Source organism: Parabacteroides distasonis (genome assembly GCF_004793765.1).
Lineage (GTDB): Bacteria > Bacteroidota > Bacteroidia > Bacteroidales > Tannerellaceae > Parabacteroides > Parabacteroides distasonis_A.
In genome coordinates this window covers 56,802-76,337 of record NZ_SRYM01000007.1, presented here as the reverse complement: position 1 = coordinate 76,337, position 19,536 = coordinate 56,802, and the positions used below count along the sequence as shown (strand labels likewise).

Annotated in this window: 13 protein-coding genes and 3 pseudogenes; 9 read left to right on the top strand and 7 right to left on the bottom strand. The window is 44.2% G+C overall.

The window, feature by feature from the left end; all coding sequences use genetic code 11:
• Positions 1–158 precede the first annotated feature (158 nt).
• The 3 genes from E5342_RS04005 to E5342_RS03995 all read left to right on the top strand — a co-directional run bounded on the left by E5342_RS04005 (position 159) and on the right by E5342_RS03995 (position 5,237).
• Positions 159–1,574, top strand: coding sequence for a radical SAM peptide maturase (locus E5342_RS04005; RefSeq protein ID WP_121734854.1), 1,416 nt, complete (start codon positions 159–161; stop codon positions 1,572–1,574).
• Positions 1,574–2,824, top strand: coding sequence for a TIGR04150 pseudo-rSAM protein (locus tag E5342_RS04000; protein ID WP_135958874.1), 1,251 nt, complete (start codon positions 1,574–1,576; stop codon positions 2,822–2,824). The genes E5342_RS04005 and E5342_RS04000 overlap by 1 nt, the downstream gene beginning before the upstream one ends.
• Positions 2,825–3,044: 220 nt before the next feature.
• Positions 3,045–5,237: a glutamine synthetase III gene (locus tag E5342_RS03995; RefSeq protein ID WP_135958873.1), complete on the top strand. Its 2,193-nt coding sequence runs from the start codon at positions 3,045–3,047 to the stop codon at positions 5,235–5,237.
• A gap of 107 nt (positions 5,238–5,344) precedes the next feature.
• Here E5342_RS03995 and E5342_RS03990 read toward each other — a convergent pair whose 3' ends face one another.
• Positions 5,345–6,232, bottom strand: coding sequence for a TIM barrel protein (locus E5342_RS03990; protein ID WP_246867054.1), 888 nt, complete (start codon positions 6,230–6,232; stop codon positions 5,345–5,347).
• Positions 6,233–6,306: 74 nt separating this feature from the next.
• On the opposite strand from E5342_RS03990, the pseudogene E5342_RS03985 reads away from it, so the two are divergent.
• Positions 6,307–7,634, top strand: a pseudogene (locus E5342_RS03985) (MATE family efflux transporter).
• Between the two features lie 69 nt (positions 7,635–7,703).
• Positions 7,704–8,984 carry an O-acetylhomoserine aminocarboxypropyltransferase/cysteine synthase family protein gene (locus tag E5342_RS03980; protein WP_135958872.1) on the top strand — a complete coding sequence of 427 codons (1,281 nt, stop codon included), beginning with the start codon at positions 7,704–7,706 and terminating at the stop codon, positions 8,982–8,984.
• 93 nt (positions 8,985–9,077) lie between these two features.
• On the opposite strand, the pseudogene E5342_RS20280 reads toward E5342_RS03980, so the two are convergent.
• The 3 genes and pseudogenes from E5342_RS20280 to E5342_RS03970 all read right to left on the bottom strand — a co-directional run.
• Positions 9,078–9,500 (bottom strand): annotated as a pseudogene (locus E5342_RS20280) (glycosyltransferase family protein); the annotation flags it as partial.
• Positions 9,492–9,806 (bottom strand): annotated as a pseudogene (locus E5342_RS20110) (metallophosphoesterase); the annotation flags it as partial. The pseudogenes E5342_RS20280 and E5342_RS20110, both read right to left, overlap by 9 nt.
• A gap of 70 nt (positions 9,807–9,876) precedes the next feature.
• On the bottom strand, positions 9,877–12,033 hold the full coding sequence (locus E5342_RS03970) for an elongation factor G (protein ID WP_121734859.1): 2,157 nt from the start codon (positions 12,031–12,033) through the stop codon (positions 9,877–9,879).
• 190 nt (positions 12,034–12,223) lie between these two features.
• Here E5342_RS03970 and hemW point away from each other — a divergent pair, with 190 nt between their 5' ends.
• From hemW to E5342_RS19275, 3 genes are all read left to right on the top strand, one after another.
• Entirely contained in the window at positions 12,224–13,351 is a 1,128-nt protein-coding gene (gene hemW, locus E5342_RS03965) for a radical SAM family heme chaperone HemW (protein ID WP_135958871.1), read from the top strand.
• Positions 13,352–13,468: 117 nt separating this feature from the next.
• Positions 13,469–14,068, top strand: a complete 600-nt coding sequence (locus E5342_RS03960) for a zeta toxin family protein (protein ID WP_121734861.1) — start codon at positions 13,469–13,471, stop codon at positions 14,066–14,068.
• The gene (locus tag E5342_RS19275) at positions 14,061–14,228 is read left to right on the top strand and encodes a hypothetical protein (RefSeq protein ID WP_168354445.1); all 168 of its coding nucleotides are present in this window, start codon (positions 14,061–14,063) and stop codon (positions 14,226–14,228) included. The genes E5342_RS03960 and E5342_RS19275 overlap by 8 nt, the downstream gene beginning before the upstream one ends.
• A gap of 139 nt (positions 14,229–14,367) precedes the next feature.
• Here the strand turns inward: E5342_RS19275 and E5342_RS03955 are convergent, their stop codons facing one another.
• The 3 genes from E5342_RS03955 to E5342_RS03945 are packed head-to-tail and all read right to left on the bottom strand — an operon-like array spanning position 14,368 to position 18,077.
• Positions 14,368–16,527 carry a S46 family peptidase gene (locus E5342_RS03955; protein ID WP_135958870.1) on the bottom strand — a complete coding sequence of 720 codons (2,160 nt, stop codon included), beginning with the start codon at positions 16,525–16,527 and terminating at the stop codon, positions 14,368–14,370.
• Entirely contained in the window at positions 16,524–16,997 is a 474-nt protein-coding gene (locus tag E5342_RS03950) for a CYTH domain-containing protein (RefSeq protein ID WP_121734863.1), read from the bottom strand. The genes E5342_RS03955 and E5342_RS03950 overlap by 4 nt, the downstream gene beginning before the upstream one ends.
• A 27-nt stretch (positions 16,998–17,024) precedes the next feature.
• Positions 17,025–18,077 carry a DUF2027 domain-containing protein gene (locus E5342_RS03945; RefSeq protein WP_121734864.1) on the bottom strand — a complete coding sequence of 351 codons (1,053 nt, stop codon included), beginning with the start codon at positions 18,075–18,077 and terminating at the stop codon, positions 17,025–17,027.
• A gap of 157 nt (positions 18,078–18,234) precedes the next feature.
• On the opposite strand from E5342_RS03945, the gene E5342_RS03940 reads away from it, so the two are divergent.
• Complete coding sequence (locus E5342_RS03940) at positions 18,235–19,533, top strand: C10 family peptidase (protein ID WP_135958869.1); 1,299 nt, start codon at positions 18,235–18,237, stop codon at positions 19,531–19,533.
• The last annotated feature ends 3 nt before the right edge of the window (positions 19,534–19,536 follow it).

The following is a 19,536-nucleotide window of genomic DNA, read 5'->3' as shown; positions in this document are numbered from 1 at the left end:
GAGCTCATTCAAATCGTTGTAATGAACAAGCAGACGGGAAAGTGTACGCTGTCTCCTTCTCTTCAGAAACAATTTGATGGTTGGGGAAAAGATACGAATCAGTTAATCATACTGTGTAAGAAAAAAAGTAAAACGAAAGCTATAATTATTTAAACAAAATGATAAACTATAGTTTAACTTATGCCGATAAGAATATTTCTGTTCAGATAGAAAAGGATTATAATCTACATGTAAAAAAGAAGGGCAAACAAATTTCAATCCAAAAAGAGAAGGGACAAGCTAAAGTAGCTAATATAAATAATGAGTGTGACTTTAATGACCCCTACTCTCTGAATGGACATATTTCAACATCTGATATTTTTATTGAATTGGCGAATATAAAGCATATCGGTTTTGAAATAACGGATTCTTGTAATCTTAAATGTACTTATTGTATATATGGTAAATTTTATGAGAATCATGATATCCGTCTAAATAAAAAGATGGATCCGTATAAGGCGAAGTTATTAATAGATTATCTTGTAGATAAACTGAACTCTCCAGCAAATACTTCTCCAATAAATGATGTGATCATTAGTTTTTATGGAGGTGAGCCTCTACTTAATGTAGAGTTTATCAAAGAAATAGTAAATTATACTCAGAAATTGCAGAATCATCATATCACATTCAAATATATGATGACGACAAATGCGATTTATTTAAAAAAGTATCTTGATTTAATTCTTAAATATAACTTTATTCTTACTGTTAGTCTAGATGGGACAGAAGAGAATGATGCACACCGGATTTTTCCTAATGGCAAAACCTCCTTTAAAATTGTTTATAATATATTAAAGTATATCCAGAACCATTATCCTGATTATTTCAGAGATTACATACGAATCAATTCCGTTATCCATAATTTGAATAATCAGCAAGAAATATTTTCTTTTATCTATCATGAATTTGGTAAAGTTCCTCATTTCTCTACCATAAATCGCACCGGTGTAAAATCAAGTATGAGAAAAGATTTTAACAATTTGGTTCAACCAAAACCTATAGATGAAAAGAATGGACTTACTAAAGAAATGAATGAAGTGCTAGATTTAGGTTCTGACGAAGCAAATATGTTACAGGCCTTCATTTTTCACTATAGTGGGAATGTATATGAAAGCTACAATGATTTATTGATCAAAAGCAGTGAGGTAGAGCACCTGCCTACGTCTACATGTATGCCTTTCTCTCGAAGAATTTTCATGACAGTCAACAATAAAATATTGCCTTGTGAACGAATAGGGCATCAATATGCGCTAGGAGAAATAAAAGGAAATGAAGTTGTGATTAATTGTGAAGATATCGCTAAAAAGTACAATGCATATTATGATTCATTGAGGAATTTATGTTCGCATTGCTTTTACAAGCGGCATTGCATATTATGTATGTTTGATATTGAGAATTTGGGAGAAAAACCTATTTGTAAGCAAATGGCTGATAGCCAAAAATTTGATGACTATTTGCGTCAGTGCATAAAGAAAATGGAGGATCAGCCTCTATTATATAAGCGAATTATGGAAGAGGTTATTCTTGTAAGATAATGGAAATGAACAATATAAATACACTTTGGCTTTACCTTCATCCTTATGTCATTATTAGTGAGGATCCAAATAACTATTTATTTTATAATGCAAGTACATTCAGATGTATATCTTTTGAAAAAAAGCCTATACTGTCTATTGTGGAACAATTGCAAGATATTGAACAATTATATAGTGTAAAGATTGATGTGAAAGATTTGGAGGATGAATCTCTATACAATTTTGTGAAAATTATCCAAGAACAAGGATATGGAGACATCATAGAAGGAGACTTGGAGAAACCTATCATTATGCCTCCTGTATTAAACCTACAATGGAGTGTAGAGCGGCTAACAGAAAATAATTCGCCAATTAGTAAAAATATCCTATCTTATTTGCATGAGGTAGAGATCTACATTAATGGCGAGTGTCCCTTTGATTGTCCCAATTGTCAAGCCCGGTATAAGCAATACCTTTGCTGCACGAAATCAACAAAGGTGCTTGATCCCACCTTGTTAAGAGACTTCTTATTCTCCATTTATTATACAGGAGCGGCGGTCACGCTCTCAGGCGGAAATATCTTTCAGTACAAAGAGTTGGAGGAGGTATTGGCCATTGTGGAAGGAATAGACGCTACGCATACATTGGTTTCAGACTGGCGCAACATACCGGAAGATCTAAGTGTCTTGAGCAAGCGAAAGAAAGAGGCGTTCCGTCTGAAAGTACTTGTGAACGAACCGGCAGATACGGCGGCAGTTATCGCTCTCGCTCAAAGAATCAAGGAGCTGCGAATCAAGCAATGCTGGGAAATCAGTATAACGTCCTTCCCGGAATATGAAAAAGCGGAAGCGTTAAGCGAATCTTTAAGTGAGTGGGCGGATGACGTGACCATCCGGCCGTTCTATACCAGAGAGAACATAGGCTTCTTTGAGGAATGTATCTTTATCGACCAAGAGGAACTGGATAACATTGAACTAGATAGGCAAGGAATATTCGCCCTTCAAGCGCTCAACACGAATCATTTCGGGAAAATAACCATCTTGTCTGATGGTAGCGTGTATGCGAATGTAAACGAAAAAACCTTGGGACATATTCAAGATTCGATCAAGGAAATGCTATGCGAAGAATTGGAAAAGGGAACATCTTGGCGACGTACACGCTACAATCTAAAGCCTTGTTCTCAATGCCGTTATAAACTAATTTGCCCGTCCCCCTCCAATTATGAGTTAGCGATCGGAAAAAACAATTTATGTCATATGAATCCTTTGTAAAAGTTGAACAAGCCCTTCCCTACATTCGGTTGTTTTGACAAGCAGCGTGTGTTTTTCGGCTAATATCATCAAAGAGATTACATTTAACAGATTGAATTTGTATGGAATTTTCGTGCTGTTTTTGCAGCAACAGCCATAAGGAAAAAACTTCTGCCCTTTTTATCCGGCTTTTCCTTTTTTACCGTACATTCGCGCCGTAAATACATAAAACAATTCAACAATGTCAATCTCACGCTTTAATGCTGTGGAGAAGGCATCCAACCGAAAGGCCGTGGAAGCCGTTACTCCCGAACACAAAGTATCTGAGTACTATGGCGAGAATGTCTTCAACCGGAAGGCGATGCAGAAATATCTCTCCAAGGAAACGTACAAAGCCTTGACCCACGCCATTGACAATGGTACACCTATCGACCGGGAAATCGCCAATCATGTGGCAGCCGGCATGCGTATGTGGGCACTGGAAAAAGGAGTCACTCATTACACCCACTGGTTTCAACCACTTACCGATGGCACCGCTGAGAAGCACGACGCCTTTGTAGAACACGATGGCAACGGCGGCATGATCGAGGAGTTCAGCGGCAAGTTGCTCGTCCAGCAAGAACCGGACGCCTCCAGTTTCCCGAACGGTGGACTTCGCAATACCTTCGAGGCCCGCGGCTACTCCGCTTGGGACCCTTCCTCTCCCGCTTTTATCGTAGATGACACACTTTGTATCCCAACCGTATTTATCGCTTATACCGGTGAAGCGCTGGATTATAAGACCCCGCTGATCCGCTCTATCGAAGTATTGGGGGAAGCCGCCAAGGACGTATATCGGTATTTCGATGAGGATGTCAATAAGATAATTACTTACCTAGGTTGGGAACAGGAATATTTTCTTGTTGACGAGGACTTGTATTCCGCCCGTCCGGACCTCTCACTCACCGAGCGTACCTTGCTCGGACATGAGAGCGCAAAGAACCAACAATTAGACGACCATTATTTTGGCGCTATCCCCTCTCGTGTACAAGAATTCATGAAAGACTTGGAAACCGAATGCTATAAACTAGGTATCCCGGTAAAGACCCGCCATAACGAGGTAGCCCCCAACCAATTCGAGCTAGCTCCTATTTACGAGGAATGTAATCTAGCCAACGACCATAACCAATTATTGATGTCGGTCATGAAACGTGTAGCCCGCCGTCATAATTTCCGTGTATTATTGCACGAGAAGCCATTTAACGGGGTAAACGGTTCCGGTAAACACTGTAACTGGTCTATGGGAACAGATAAGGGGGTAAATTTATTCTCTCCGGGTAAAGACCGTGAGGACAACCTGCGCTTCATCACCTTCGTGGTGAACACCATCATGGCCGTTTATAAATACAACGCTTTATTAAAAGCGAGTATCGCTTCCGCCACGAACGCACATCGCCTAGGCGCAAACGAGGCACCTCCCGCTATCATCTCCACTTTCCTTGGAACACAAATCAGCGATATCTTGGATAAGTTCGAGAATAGCTCTATCGAGGATGCGATCGAGGTAGACGATAAAAAGGGCTTGCATCTCGGATTCGGGCAGATCCCCGAACTGCTGTTGGACAATACAGATCGTAACCGTACCTCTCCTTTCGCTTTCACCGGAAACCGTTTTGAGTTCCGTGCCCCGGGTTCTTCCGTGAACTGCGGATCGGCCATGTTAGCGTTGAACTCCGCCGTAGCTTATCAATTGCAACAATTCAAGAAGGACGTAGAGGCTTTGCAAGCGGAAGGAAAAAGCAAGGAAGTAGCGATCTTCAAGGTGCTGAAAGCCTATATCAAGGAATCTAAGCCGATCCGTTTCGATGGAAACGGTTATTCGGACGAATGGAAAGAGGAAGCCGCCAAGCGAGGTCTGGATTGCCAAAATAGTGTTCCCTTGCAATATGACGCTTATCTTAAACCGGAGTCGATCGAGATGTTCACGTCTACCGGTGTACTTACCCAGAAAGAATTGGAAGCGCGTAATGAGGTAAAATGGGAAGTCTATATCAAAAAGGTACAGATCGAGGCTCGGGTATTAGGGGATTTATCCTTGAACCATATCATCCCGGTAGCCGTTCGCTACCAGAGCGTATTGCTGGATAATATAGCGAAGTTGAAAGAGACATTCGGCGACGACCCGGAATTCCGTGATATGTCGGAAGAGCCCCGTCGCTTGGTTCGTAAGATAGCCGGACATATCTGTGCCGTGACCAAGAAAGTGGATGAGATGGTAGAGGCTCGCAAGAAAGCGAACCGTTTGACCGATATGCGGGAAAAAGCGATCGCTTACCACGACTCGGTGGCCCCTTATTTGGATGAGATCCGTGACCATATCGATGATCTGGAGCTGATGGTGGACAACCAGATGTGGCCGTTGCCGAAGTATCGGGAACTCTTGTTTATCCGATAAAAAACACCGATACCGGCGTAGCCTTGCGCCAGTATCGGCATAGCCTCACACTGATATAGGCGCAGCCTTACACCGATACTGGCATAAGGCTACGCCTATACTCCCATTTACCACTTCACATAAGAAGCCTTCATCAAGAAGTCATAATCATGTTTCATCGCTTGCAGCGGTGTCATATTATAACGCTCTTGCTCAATGAAGTAATCCTCTAATCCGGCTTTCTCTGCCACGGCGAATAAGGACTTGAAGTCTACGATTCCGGCGCCCATCTCCGTGCTACCCTTTCCATCCGCATTTGCGTCTTTCAAGTGCCAGTTGGCGAAACGACCGGGATAACGGTTCACGTAATCATGACATTTAAAACCGCCATACACTAATTGAGCCGTATCGATCTGGAAAGTAACCAGCCCTTTGTCCGTATTCTCGATCATCACGTCGAACGGGATCTTCCCTTCCAACTCATGGAATTCATCCACATGGTTATGGAAAGCGAAACGCAACCCGTTCGCCTTTGCGATCTCACCACATTTATTAAATTGATCCGCTAAACGCTTCACGTCCGAAAGGCTCTTGATATCTTTGGAGGGATAACCCGCCTGAACAATCCATTTACAGCCTACCTCTGCCGTATCGGCGGCATTCTTTTTCCAGAAGTCCCATCCCTTGGTATCACCCTCCGCCAGCAAACCGCTTCCGGTATGGGAACCTACCATACGGGCACCCAGATCCGCCAGATATTTCTTCATCTCGGCCGGGGATTTCCCGTAGAATTTGCCATCCCGGTAACCGGCGGCTTCCATCCGTTTATAACCGATATCCACCAAAGCCTTCATCGTACCGTCAAAATCCGTCTTCAAGTCGTCCCGGACACTATACAACTGTACACCTATCGCTTTCTCTTTCTTAGCCAAGATAGAGGCAAAGCCGTTCGGTACTACACTCAGCGCAGCCACAGCGGCACCCGCTTTCAAAAAATTCCGTCTCGTTATCATCATACTATTCTTTAAGATTAACGTCGCTAAAGGTAGCAAAATTATTTCTACTTTTGCGCACATTTAAACAAACGATCATGCAAGGAACAAAAAATCTGACCGAAGGGGCCATCTCCCGGCAACTATTCAATCTGGCGATGCCGATCATGGGTACCTCATTTATCCAAATGGCCTATAGCATCACCGACATGGCTTGGGTAGGCCGATTGGGAAGCGAGGCCGTAGCCGCTATCGGCGCCGTTGGTATCCTTACTTGGATGACGAACTCGATCTCTTACTTGAATAAAGTAGGCTCGGAGGTGAGTGTCGGGCAAAGTATCGGAGCGCAAAACGTGGAAGATGCCCGAGGATTCGCCTCCCATAACCTAACGATCGCCTTGATCCTCTCGCTTTGTTGGGGATTCTTGCTATTCGTCCTCGCTCATCCGATTATCGGCTTCTACAAACTGGAGGAACCGATTGCGTTAAACGCCGTGGAATATTTGAGAATCGTCGCTTCCGCATTCCCATTTATCTTCCTCTCGGCGGCGTTTACCGGGATTCATAATGCCTCGGGATTGAGTAAGATTCCATTTTATATCAGCGGAACAGGTCTTTTACTGAATATGGTGCTAGATCCTTTATTTATACTCGGCTTCCATTTGGGTACGGCGGGCGCGGCTTGGGCTACGTGGATCTCCCAAGCGGTGGTTTGCGGACTATTCGTCTATCAGATAAAATGCCGCAATAAATTGTTCGGGGGATTCCCTTTCTTTGTCCGTTTAAAGGAACGCTACACCAAGCGGATCTTCCAATTGGGTCTACCGGTAGCGTTATTAAATACATTCTTCGCGATCATCAATCTTTTTATGGCTCGTACAGCTTCCACCTACGGAGGGCATATCGGTTTGATGACGCTTACGGCAGGCGGACAAATGGAGGCGATCGCATGGAACACCTCACAAGGCTTCATACGGCCCTCTCCGCTTTCACCGCCCAGAACTACGCCGCACGCAAGAAAGAACGTATCCTGACCGCTTATCATACGACGCTTAAAATGACTTCTATCATCGGTGTACTCTGCACGTTGTTATTCGTCTTTTACGGTAGCGAGGTCTTCTCGCTGATCGTGCCGGAGCAAGCCGCTTATGAGGCCGGTGGTATATTTCTCCGGATCGATGGCTATTCGATGATCTTCATGATGCTGGAGATTACCACGCAAGGCATGTTCTACGGTACCGGTCGAACGATTCCGCCGGCGATCATCAGCATCTCGTGCAACACCCTGCGCATACCTTTGGCCATCGGGCTAGCGGCAGCGGGACTGGGTATTACGGGTGTTTGGTGGGCGATCAGCCTTTCCAATATGCTGAAAGGTGTCGTCGCTTTCATCTGGTTCAGTATCTTACAGAAGAAGATCTTGTAAGCGGAACAATTCTTACCGATTTTCCGTACATTTGCGATTCAAATGACAATTAATTAAAAAACAACCGATATGGATAACAAATTCAAACCGGAAACCCTGTGCGTACAGGCCGGTTGGCAACCCAAGAAAGGAGAACCCCGTGTCCTCCCGATCTATCAAAGCACGACATTCAAGTATGAGACGAGCGAACAGATGGCTAAATTGTTCGATTTGGAGGAAAGCGGCTATTTCTATACCCGCCTGCAAAACCCGACAAACGAGGCTGTAGCAGCCAAGATCGCAGCATTGGAAGGTGGCGTGGCCGCCATGCTGACCTCATCCGGGCAGGCCGCTAGCTTTTTCGCTTTCTTCAATATTTGCGAGGCTGGCGACCATATCGTAAGCGCTACCAGCATTTATGGTGGTACTTACAATCTATTGGCCGTTACCTTGAAGAAACTGGGAGTCGAGTGTACATTCATCGATCAAGACGCAAGCGAGGAAGAGATCTCCAAGGCTTTCCGCCCGAATACGAAGGCGATGTTCGGCGAGATGATCTCCAATCCGGGCGTTATGGTATTGGACGTAGAGAAGTTTGCCCGCATCGCTCATAATCATGGCGTACCCTTGATCGTCGATAATACGTTCGCCACGCCGATCAATTGCCGTCCGTTCGAATGGGGAGCGGATATCGTTACGCACTCCACGACTAAATATATGGATGGCCATGCCACGAGCGTAGGCGGTTGTATCGTGGATAGCGGCAATTTCGACTGGGAGGCGCATGCCGAGAAGTTCCCGGGACTTTGCCAGCCGGACCCTTCTTACCACGGATTGACCTATACCAAGGCATTCGGGAAATTAGCGTTCATCACGAAAGCGACCAGCCAACTGATGCGTGACCTTGGAGCGATCCAATCCCCGCAAAACGCATTCCTATTGAATCTGGGATTGGAGACCTTGCATCTTCGTGTACCGCAGCATTGCAAAAACGCCTTGGCGGTAGCGCAGTGGCTACAGAAATGTGATAAGGTTGCTTGGGTTCATTATCCTGAATTGGAAAGCAATCCGTACCATGAACTCGCCAAGAAGTATCTACCGAATGGCTCTTGCGGCGTATTATCCTTCGGATTGAAAGGTGGACGTGAGGTGGCGATCAAGTTTATGGATAGCTTGAAACTCGCCGCTATCGTAACTCACGTAGCGGATGCCCGTACTTGCGTGCTTCACCCGGCCAGTCATACGCACCGCCAGTTGAGCGATGAACAATTGATAGAGGCTGGCGTGGCTCCGGACTTGATCCGCTTCTCTGTAGGTATCGAGAACGCCGATGATATTATTGCAGATATTGAGCAAGCGTTGAATAAATAAGACTTCAGTGCCACGCTGATGGCACACCCATGTCATCGGCATGGCACACCCGTGCCATCGGCGTGGCACACCTGTTCCATCAGCGTGGCACACCTGTTTCACCCAATGCCGGAAAACCGGATTCTCCACATGGCTTTCCGAAATGGATAATAACGCGTCCAGATCAAAACAATCAGCGACAACGCCTGCGCCAGACAAAGAGGCATCGTAAGCATTGCAAGCTTGCTCAATATGTGTAGGAACCATCAATACAGGTTTATTCAGATACATCGCCTCACATACGGATTCGAACCCGGCGGTCGTAGCATAAGCTTTCGCCCCCGACATATAACGTAGAAACAACGTATCATCCAGCTGATGGAAAGAAAGGCAATCGTCTATTATCACCTCGGCTCGCTGATCTTTCTTATCCCAAAAGAAATGCATCAGAACCGAAGGATGACGAGAATGCCAAGAACGGATCTCCTCACTAAACCCGCTATTCAACAAATAACCATGCAAATAACTGCCGCTTGATGAATATGGCCGCAAATAATCCTTTACGATCGATATATTGGAGAACTTAAAAGGAGCCAAGCTGTCGAGAAAATCATCATGGTTCCCCACGACATAGATAATCTCCGTACCCCTTTTCTCCATCATCTTCATCAATACCTTAAAGAAATCGGTATGCTTTTGTTTCCAGCGTTTACCGGATTTCTTCAATTGCCAGCCATCGATGATATCACCATTCAAAATCAATCGATCGCAATCTACGTGCTTGAGAAAACGGGTGACCTCCTCCGTCCGGAAATGTTCTGATCCCAATAACAAAAAGGCCAGCTCTTCACAAAGCCGGCCTTTTCTCGTTTAACTTTAAATATTAAAAAATTATGATGACATTTTACTTTACCTATTCTTCTGATTGGATAGCCTCGTAAGCCTTTAACAACTTCTCTTGTACATCGGCAGGAACTAACTCGTAACTAGCGAACTTCATCGTAAACGAAGCACGTCCGCCCGTAATGGAGCTTAATGAAGTAGAATAGTTAGACATTTCTTTCAAAGGAACTTTCGCCAATAGTTTCTCAAATCCCTTCTCGCTATTCATACCCATAATCAAGGCACGGCGTCCTTGCAAGTCACTCATCACATCCCCCAGATAATCGGCAGGAACGGAAACCTCGACATCGTAAACAGGCTCCAAGATCTTAGGACCCGCCTCTTTGAAAGCGGTACTGAACGCATTACGTCCGGCAAGCATGAAAGAGATCTCATTACTGTCTACGGGGTGCATCTTACCATCGTATACGCAAATACGCACGTCGCGAGCATACGAACCCGTCAACGGCCCTTGCTCCATACGAGCCATGATACCTTTCAGGATAGCCGGCAAGAAACGAGCGTCGATAGCACCACCAACGATACAGTTTACGAACACGACTTTACCACCCCAATCCAAATCGATTATCTGAGTATCACGAACATTCATCTTATATTCCTGTCCGCCGAAACGGTAGGTATCCGGAGTAGGCATACCCTCATAGTAAGGCTCGATAATCAAGTGGACCTCACCGAACTGGCCTGCGCCACCGGATTGTTTCTTATGACGGTAATCCGCACGGGCCGCTTTCGTGATTGTCTCACGATACGGGATCTTCGGCTCCAGATATTCGATCGGTAATTTATCATTATTCTCGATTCTCCATTTCAATGTACGAAGGTGGAACTCACCTTGGCCGGAAACGATTGTCTGTTTCAATTCCTTGGACTGTTCGATTACCCATGTCGGGTCTTCCTCACGCATACGTATCAAGATTTCCATCATCTTCTCGGCGTCAGCCTCATTCACAGGCTTGATAGCACGACGATATTTCGGATCCGGATATTTAATGAAGTCGAAACGATAATCACAACCCTTTCCGTTCAATGTATTACCACGACGAACATCCTTTAACTTAACAGTCGCTCCGATATCACCCGCCACCATTTCCGTAACCGGGATACGAGTTTGTCCGGCTACCGCAAATAACTGCGCAATACGCTCCTTGGAACCACGATCGGCATTCATCAAGTCGTCACCTTCTTTTACTTTTCCTGATATCACTTTAAAATAGGAAACCTGACCAATATGAGGTTCCACGGTAGTCTTGAAGAAGAACAAGCTAGCAGGACCATTCGAGTCCGGAGTCACCTCTACGCCTTCCGTAGTAATCAGACGAGGCATCTTGTCGGTACAAGGAACCACGTTACCCAAGAACTCCAACGTACGACGAACGCACATATCACGACCGGCACATACGCAGAATACCGGGAACATACCGCGAGTAACCAAGCCCGCACGGATACCGGCACGCATATCGTCCTCGCTCAACGCACCTTCCTCGAAGAATTTCTCCATTAACATATCGTCGTTCTCAGCAGCGGCTTCCACCAAGGCTTGATGTAACTCCATCGCCTTATCCATTTCCTCCTCAGGGATTTCCAATACATCAGGAACTCCACCTTCCGGCTTCCAACGATACATCTTCATTTTCAGTACATCCACCACAGCATTGAAAGAAGAGCCGCAGCTAATCGGATATTGGATCGGAACAATCTTACTGCCCCAACGGTCTTTCAACTGGGCGATGGTTCCCTCATAGTCGGCTTTATCATTATCAAGCTGATTGACAACGAAAATCACCGGTTTATGGAATTGTTCAGTATACCGGAACTGGTTAACGGTTCCAACCTCAACACCATACTGGGCATTCAATACCATCAGTGCCGTATCCGTGACATTCAGAGCGGAAACGGCTCCTCCCACGAAATCATCCGAACCCGGACAATCGATGAAATTCAGCTTCCGATCCTGCCATTCTACACTGAAAACGGTTGAGAACACTGAGTATCCATACTCTTTCTCAACCGGGAAATAGTCAGACACCGTATTTCCTGCTTCAACGGAGCCGCGACGTTTTATAACTCCACCCTCGTAAAGCATAGCTTCAGCGAGAGTGGTTTTCCCAGAGCCCGAACTTCCCAAGATAGAGATGTTCTTAATTTCATTTGTTTGGTATACTTTCATGATATCAGGATTTATTTGAGTTTAACAATACGTTTATTTGGCGTGAATCACTTTCACGAGGGCGCAAATTAGAGATTGTAAAGGAAAAAAGCAATTATCGCCCGGTGTTTGAGAACTATGTTGTGCAGCAGCAAGGCTTTTTGAAATTAAAATCATATCTTTGTGTAAAGATATAATTGTGTCCATACAGATGGCAGGCTTATACATACACGTTCCTTTTTGCGCCAAGCGGTGTTTATACTGTGACTTTTTTTCCAATACGGAGATGAAGTATAAAGAGCCGTATATAAACGCACTTATAAAAGAGATGGAATCGCGGAAGGGATATATAGGAAACGAAGCATTAGAAACCATTTATTTTGGGGGCGGCACCCCTTCCCAATTAGATGAGAAAGATTTCGGTAAGATATTCGAAGCTATCTATCGTCATTTTAATGTAGCTGAGCAAGCGGAGATTACCTTAGAGGCGAATCCTGATGACATGAAACGAGAATATGTATCGCTTCTCCGTAATTATCCTTTTAACCGGGTTAGCATGGGTGTACAGAGTTTTCATTCGGAAGATTTGCGTTTTCTGAATCGTCGTCATGACCGGGAACAAGCGATTAAAGCTGTAGAACTATGCAAGGAATATGGGATTACAAATATCAGTATCGATTTGATCTACGGACTCCCCAACCAAACGCAGCAAGCATGGGAAGAGAATTTGCAACAAGCGATCCGGTTGGATGTTCCCCATCTTTCCGCCTACCACCTCATTTACGAGGAAGGTACCGCACTTTACAAATTGCTGGAAGCGGGAAAAGTGCCCCCCATAAACGAGGAGTTAAGCGTCTCGTTCTTTTCCACATTAATAGATCGGTTGGCAGAAGCAGGCTATTTGCATTACGAGATATCTAATTTCGCCCGTCCCGGGTTCTTCTCCAAGCACAATAGCTCCTACTGGACCGGAAAGAAATATCTGGGGCTCGGTCCTTCCGCCCATTCTTATAACGAAATGGACCGGGAATGGAATCCATCTTCTCTACCTATATATATAGAAGGTATAGAAAATGGGCATCTGGCAATAGAATCCGAGAATTTAGACCTATACACCCGGTACAACGACTTCATCATTACCGGTCTTCGAACCATGTGGGGAGTCTCTTTCGCTGATATCCAAACAAAATTTGGCAGTAAGCTCCTTTCTTATTGTCAAAAGCAAGCTCAATCCCATATCAACCAAGGCCTCTTATTACAAACCGATGACAAATTGATTTTATCCAAGTCAGGAATCTTCGTTTCCGACGGCATCATGAGTGATCTACTTTGGGTATAAAAATTAACAAAACCACCACTTTCCCCAACAAACCTGTTAGTTAAAAGTACATTCCTTGCACATTTTTACGATTTTTGAGAAATAAAACGACGCATATTAAAAAACTATTACATATATTTGCAGCATCAAAAACAGCAAACAGTGCCATATTTGTATATAATATCAGGTTGCAACGGAGCAGGAAAAACAACAGCTTCCTTCACGATTTTACCAGAAATGCTAAAATGTAGGGAGTTTGTAAACTCAGACGAGATAGCCAAGGGACTTTCCCCTTTTAATGCAGACAGTATAGCCGTCGCCGTTGAAGCTAGTCGTATTATGTATAAGCGAATAAAGGAACTCATCAGTGCTGGTGAGACTTTTGCGATGGAAACTACGCTGGCCACCCGTTCAGTAGCAAACTTGATACGGGAAGCACAAAGGGAAGGTTATTATGTTACATTGCTTTACTTCTGGTTGAATACGCCAGATCTAGCCGTGGAACGTGTGAAAATGAGGGTAGCTGCTGGAGGTCACAATATTCCGGAAGCAACGATACGGCGTCGGTATGAGGCCGGTATCCACAATTTATTCGAGCTATACCTTCCTATTAGTGACTATTGGATGATAACAGATAATTCGATGTCTCCCATGGAAGTGATCGCCAAGGGATTCAAGAATGATAAAAGGGAAGTGTATAATCTAGATATTTTTACAAAACTTGAACATCATGAATGAGCAAGAAGTTAGAGAATTCGAAGAGAATATAGTAAAAGGTGCAAATATAGCTTTTCAGCGTTTGGTGAATCAAAAGAAGAAGGAAGACGGAGAGTTGGTATTCTCTCGTAATGGTCATATCTTCAGAGTCAAAGCTGCTGATCTTGATAAGATTTATTAAGTTATAGATATACATATACAAAAAGAGGAGACGTATCTTTCAGGGATATGTCTCCTCTTTTTGGCTTTATAGAAAAAGGAACTTAGGTTCATGGGCGAAGTATGTTAACATACTTCGCCCACGAAGTTAACTTACTTCTCTATCTTGAGAATTCCATCTCGTTCAATAGATAACCGGCTCCGGCATATTTATCGATTACGAATAGGACATAACGGATATCTACGATAATACTGCGTTGATAGTCGGGCAGATATTGGATATCTCCTCCTACTCCTTCCCAGTTACGGTCGAAATTGATACCTATTAACTCTCCTTGCCCATTCAATACCGGACTACCGGAGTTCCCTCCCGTTGTATGGGTCGTAGCACAGAAGGCAACCGGCATTTTACCGTTAGGCATCTTATAAGGGCCAAAGTCTCCTGCTTGATATAATTCCTTCAAACGAGCAGAAACCACAAATTCCCAATTCGTAGAATCCTCCTTCTCCATGACGCCGTCTAAAGTGGTTTGATGACCATAATAATCGCAATCACGAGGACTGTAACCTTTCACCTGCCCATAAGTCAGACGAAGCGTAGAGTTCGCGTCCGGAAAACTAGCCAAGTCTCCATACATCGCTAAAAGTCCTTTCACATACGCACGATGGGCGATCGCATATCCGGCATCAAAATCAGCCAAGGCCTTATCTAACGCCTTTTTCTCATCTTTTACGGATTGTGCGAACAGAATCATCGGATCTTCTCTCAATGCTTTGACAGAAGGATGCTCCTTAAACGCATTAAAGTTCTTCTCGCTACCATAGATCGATTTATCAAACAGATAATCAACGAATTTATCCACATCCCCCTTAAACTTGCTATCGATTACGGAGAAATAAGCCGGCTGTGACTTCGGAGCGACCAAGCGCCTATATTCCTTTAGCATGACTTTCGCTATCTTCTTATCAACCATCGGCGCATAATCCTTATTTGCGAAACGATGGAAAGCCCTCTCCAATTGAGTGACCTGTTTTTGCTGCTCGGCACGATCCTTCCCCTCCAAAGCCTCACAAACAGACTTGATATTGGTCGGTACTTTTGAGAACTCGATGCCACGGCTCAATGCCTCATCCAACATCCAACTACGGAAACGTAAATCTTTGCGGTCATGAACGATTTGCTCCAATGCCAGAAGCGCTTCCGGATAAGCAGGCTCACACATCTTCTTCGACCAAGCGATCAAACGATTCTGCTCATCGTTTTTCACCTGCTCAAAATTACGTTTGTTGATCGCCCAGTTACTACCGATCGCATTCTTATAAGCGTTCGTAGAACCCGCATACTTACTAGCGTATTGAATCCGGACTTGCGGATCTTTCAACATTTCTTCCAGCATCGCCTCTTGACGGAGATTACGGATATTAATACGTACCGCATTATCTATATCCCGACGTTCGGCTACCTCCCATGAGGTATAGTATTTATTGGTACGGCCGGGGAACCCCATGATCATGGCATAATCGTTCTCCTCCACACCTTTTATAGAAAGCTTTAACCAACGCTTCGGACGAAGCGGGACATTGGTTTCCGAATAAGGTGCCGGATTTCCGTTTGCATCGGCATATACACGGAAAAGAGAGAAGTCTCCGGTATGGCGAGGCCACATCCAGTTATCCGTATCCGCACCGAACTTACCGATAGAGGAAGGGGGAGCACCGACTAAACGGACATCCGAATAGATCTTCTTGGTAAACATATAGTATTTATTACCTCCATAAAAAGCCTTGATCTCGACTTCCGTACCGGGGTTATCCTGCAAGAACTTCTCACTCACTTTCGCTTTAGCGAGGCCGTTCAAGTACTTAGCGGACAAGAATTCCATGCTGTTCGGATCCGTTATCTTTTTCAGTTCCGCTATCACATAATCCGTCACGTCATCGATCTTATCGATAAAGGTAACCGTCAATCCCGGATTCGGAAGCTCCTTATCACGAGACATCGCCCAGAAGCCGTCCGTCAGATAATCATGTTCCAGGGTACTATGCCGTTGGATGCTACTATAACCACAATGATGATTCGTCAGCACCAACCCGTCCGGAGAGATTATCTCGCCCGTACAACCACCACCAAAACGAACCACGGCATCTTTCAAGGAAGGAGCCTCGGCGCTATACACTTCTTGATCGCTTAATCGCAGACCAAGGGCCTGCATCTCCGCAAACTTTTGTTGCTTCAATAAAGGAAGCAGCCACATGCCCTCATCGGCCAAGGCCGGAAACGCCAATATAGCGGCCGCTACAGATAAAAAGAGTTTCTTCATGTATTTGAACTATTAAATGGATGTTTTGTCAACATTGAATTATAATAACGGCGATCTCCACTCACCTCCTTACCCAGCCAAGCCGGTTTCTCGAAAGGCTCGTCTTCAGACGATAACTCGATCTCCGCAAGGATCAACCCTTCATTCGCCCCGTGGAAAACATCGACTTCCCACGTATGGCAACCTATGGGAACCAGATAACGAACCTTGTCGATCGCACCCGGCTCGCAAAGCTCCAACAACCGCTCGGCATCCACCAGAGGAATCTTTTGCTCAAACTCATAACGGCTCAAGCCTTTCTCATCCGAAGCGCCTTTGATCGTTAGGAATCCCTCCTCTCCCCGGATACGAATACGAACCGTACATCCGGGCTGTGAGCAAATATATCCCTGCACGATACGAGTGGAGCTAACAGCCTCCGATAAGAAATCACCGGAGACCAAGAATTTCCGTTCTATCTCGATGGCCATATATTCTGATATTTGGGCGTATGATTATTACTTAATCGTTACCATGGTCGCTCCAAAGCCATATTCACGGAAAGAAGCATCTTGATAATAATGTTGCTTATAGCGGGTCTTCAATTCTTTCTCGATCGCCTTGCGAAGTACGCCATCGCCTTTTCCGTGGATAAAGACAATCTTCTGTCCTTTCTTTGAAGCGTACTGAGCCAGCACCTCATGGAATTTCTCCAATTGGTAAGTTAGCATATCCGCATTACTCAATCCATTTGTATTATCCAGCAACTCGGTTATATGCAAATCTACCTCAAGGATAGCGCTATTCGTCGGCTTCTTTTTCACGATTTGTCGGGGAGTCCTACGTTCCTCGCGAACCTTTTGCTGCATAGCTTCCTTCAACTCCGCCGCAGAGACCAATAGCTCTCTCTCAGGCAAGTCGTTGCGGATAATCGGATAAATCAAGGCATCCTCCTCAAAGAAATCATTCTCCATAAAGCAGTGAAGCTTGTAGAACTTAACCGTATCCAAGCGCAACTCTACCGATACGGCGTTTTTCAACGAATAGGGTCTATCCTTCTTGAAAGCGATCAGTTGCACACAAATCCTTTCCAGATCATTCAACTCCGGCTTACCGAACTCCTCCAAGAATATTTTCGTATTCGGCTCAATAATCCCGTTATAACGGCTCGTCCAGCTATTATTCGTCCGGTTCATATAATTGAAGAACAAATAGTAATTACTATCATTCACGAAATACGTCTCATAGCCGCATTGCTGAAACGCCATCGGATCGACCGGGAGATAAGCCAGATACACATTCAGACGCTCTCCCTCCGGTGTCTCCTCGACCTTTTCCTCTTTGGGTTCAGGCTTCTTTGGGGAAGGAGTCTCTACCGGAGCCTGTACTTTCGGGCGATTCGAGCTATGCACTTGCATATCATTGCCCCCAACCACGACACATTCCTTGATCAAGGCAGGAACCTCAAACCCATCCTCATCCTCAACCAACACTTGGTCCTTTCCACGGAATCCGCGTACGACTCCACCTCCCACACTATTCAGGAAGCGAACTTTATCACCTACGTTCATTGTATATATCTCTATTTATTCGTTACAGCAGGCAAAGGTACGTAAGAGAGCTAGAATTACAAGATTTTCCGCACGGATTTTCAAGCTCTTTTGCTTGGAGTTTAAAACAAAAGGCACTATTTTTACGAGATCAAAAAATATAAATCTTCTTATAAATATGAAAAAACATTTTCTTTTATCCATGGTGCTATCAGGATGGCTTTGCATGTCTTGCGAAAGCCTAAATCATGAAGAGAATAACAGCACTTTCATGAACGAACAAGTAAGCGTGAATACAATCAGCGAACAAGAGGCAATCTCAAATGCCCTACAGTTCCTCGATGATCAGTCAACCGTTACGAAATCACAAACGGATAGTCTTATACCCGAAGTTCAAACGATTTTTCGTCCCATTTCAATCCAAGGCCAACAACAAGTTGCCTATTCAATCTCAAATGAAGGCTATGAGAATATTCCTGTTTATATCATTAACTTCAAGACAATAACTGGGGAAAAGAAAGGGTTCGTAGTTGAGGTTGGAGACAAAAGAGTATTAGGAAAAGTTTTAGCATTCTCAAGCATCGGTATGTGGGATATGTCTAACTTACCTGAATTTGAGCATATATTCTTTGAGCAAACAGATAAACTTATAAGCAAGTCGATCAATGAATATCAAACAAATTTCTCATCTGATGTTGACCCATGCGATACCGGTCTTTTTCAAGAAATCACAAAAACAACGACTAAAAAGTGTGCGATGAATCTTAATTGGGGACAAAGTCCATCTCCTTATAATGATAGTCTGCCAATATGCGTTAGTACATCACAAAAAGATCCAGCTGGATGTGTAGCTGTAGCCATCGCACAAATTATGGCACATCATCAAAAACCAACAAGTGGTAGTTATATACATCCTGTAAATATGAAATTGAGAAATACCACTTACAATTGGAGTGGAATGAAATCTGTTGCTGATGCAAAGAACCTAACAAATACCACATATAGGTCACAAGTAGCTAATTTATTAGCAGAAATAGGTGATAAATGCTCTATGTCATATGGATGTGATGGCAGTGGTTCCAACATATATTATGCTTATGACGCTTTCACCCTTATGGGATATAACATCAATATGTTAATAGGGTCTTATAATTTCTCAAAGGTGAAAGTAGATATAGACTCAAACCGACCTGTATATATGAGAGGCACACGCACAGGAGGCGTAGGACATACTTGGGTCGTAGAAGGATATCAGACAAAAGATTGGGCTGAAAAAATGGTCAGAGAATGCCCCAACAGCCCAATAGAAGAAAGTTATACAGGAGAAACGGGAACAAACTATTACCTTTATTTCAATCTAGGCTGGAACGGATCCAGTAACGGCTACTATTTAGTTACAACGACAAGCGCCTATACATCCGGATCATTCCTATATACATCAGATATGATGACAATAACTAACATTAAACCTAACTAATCA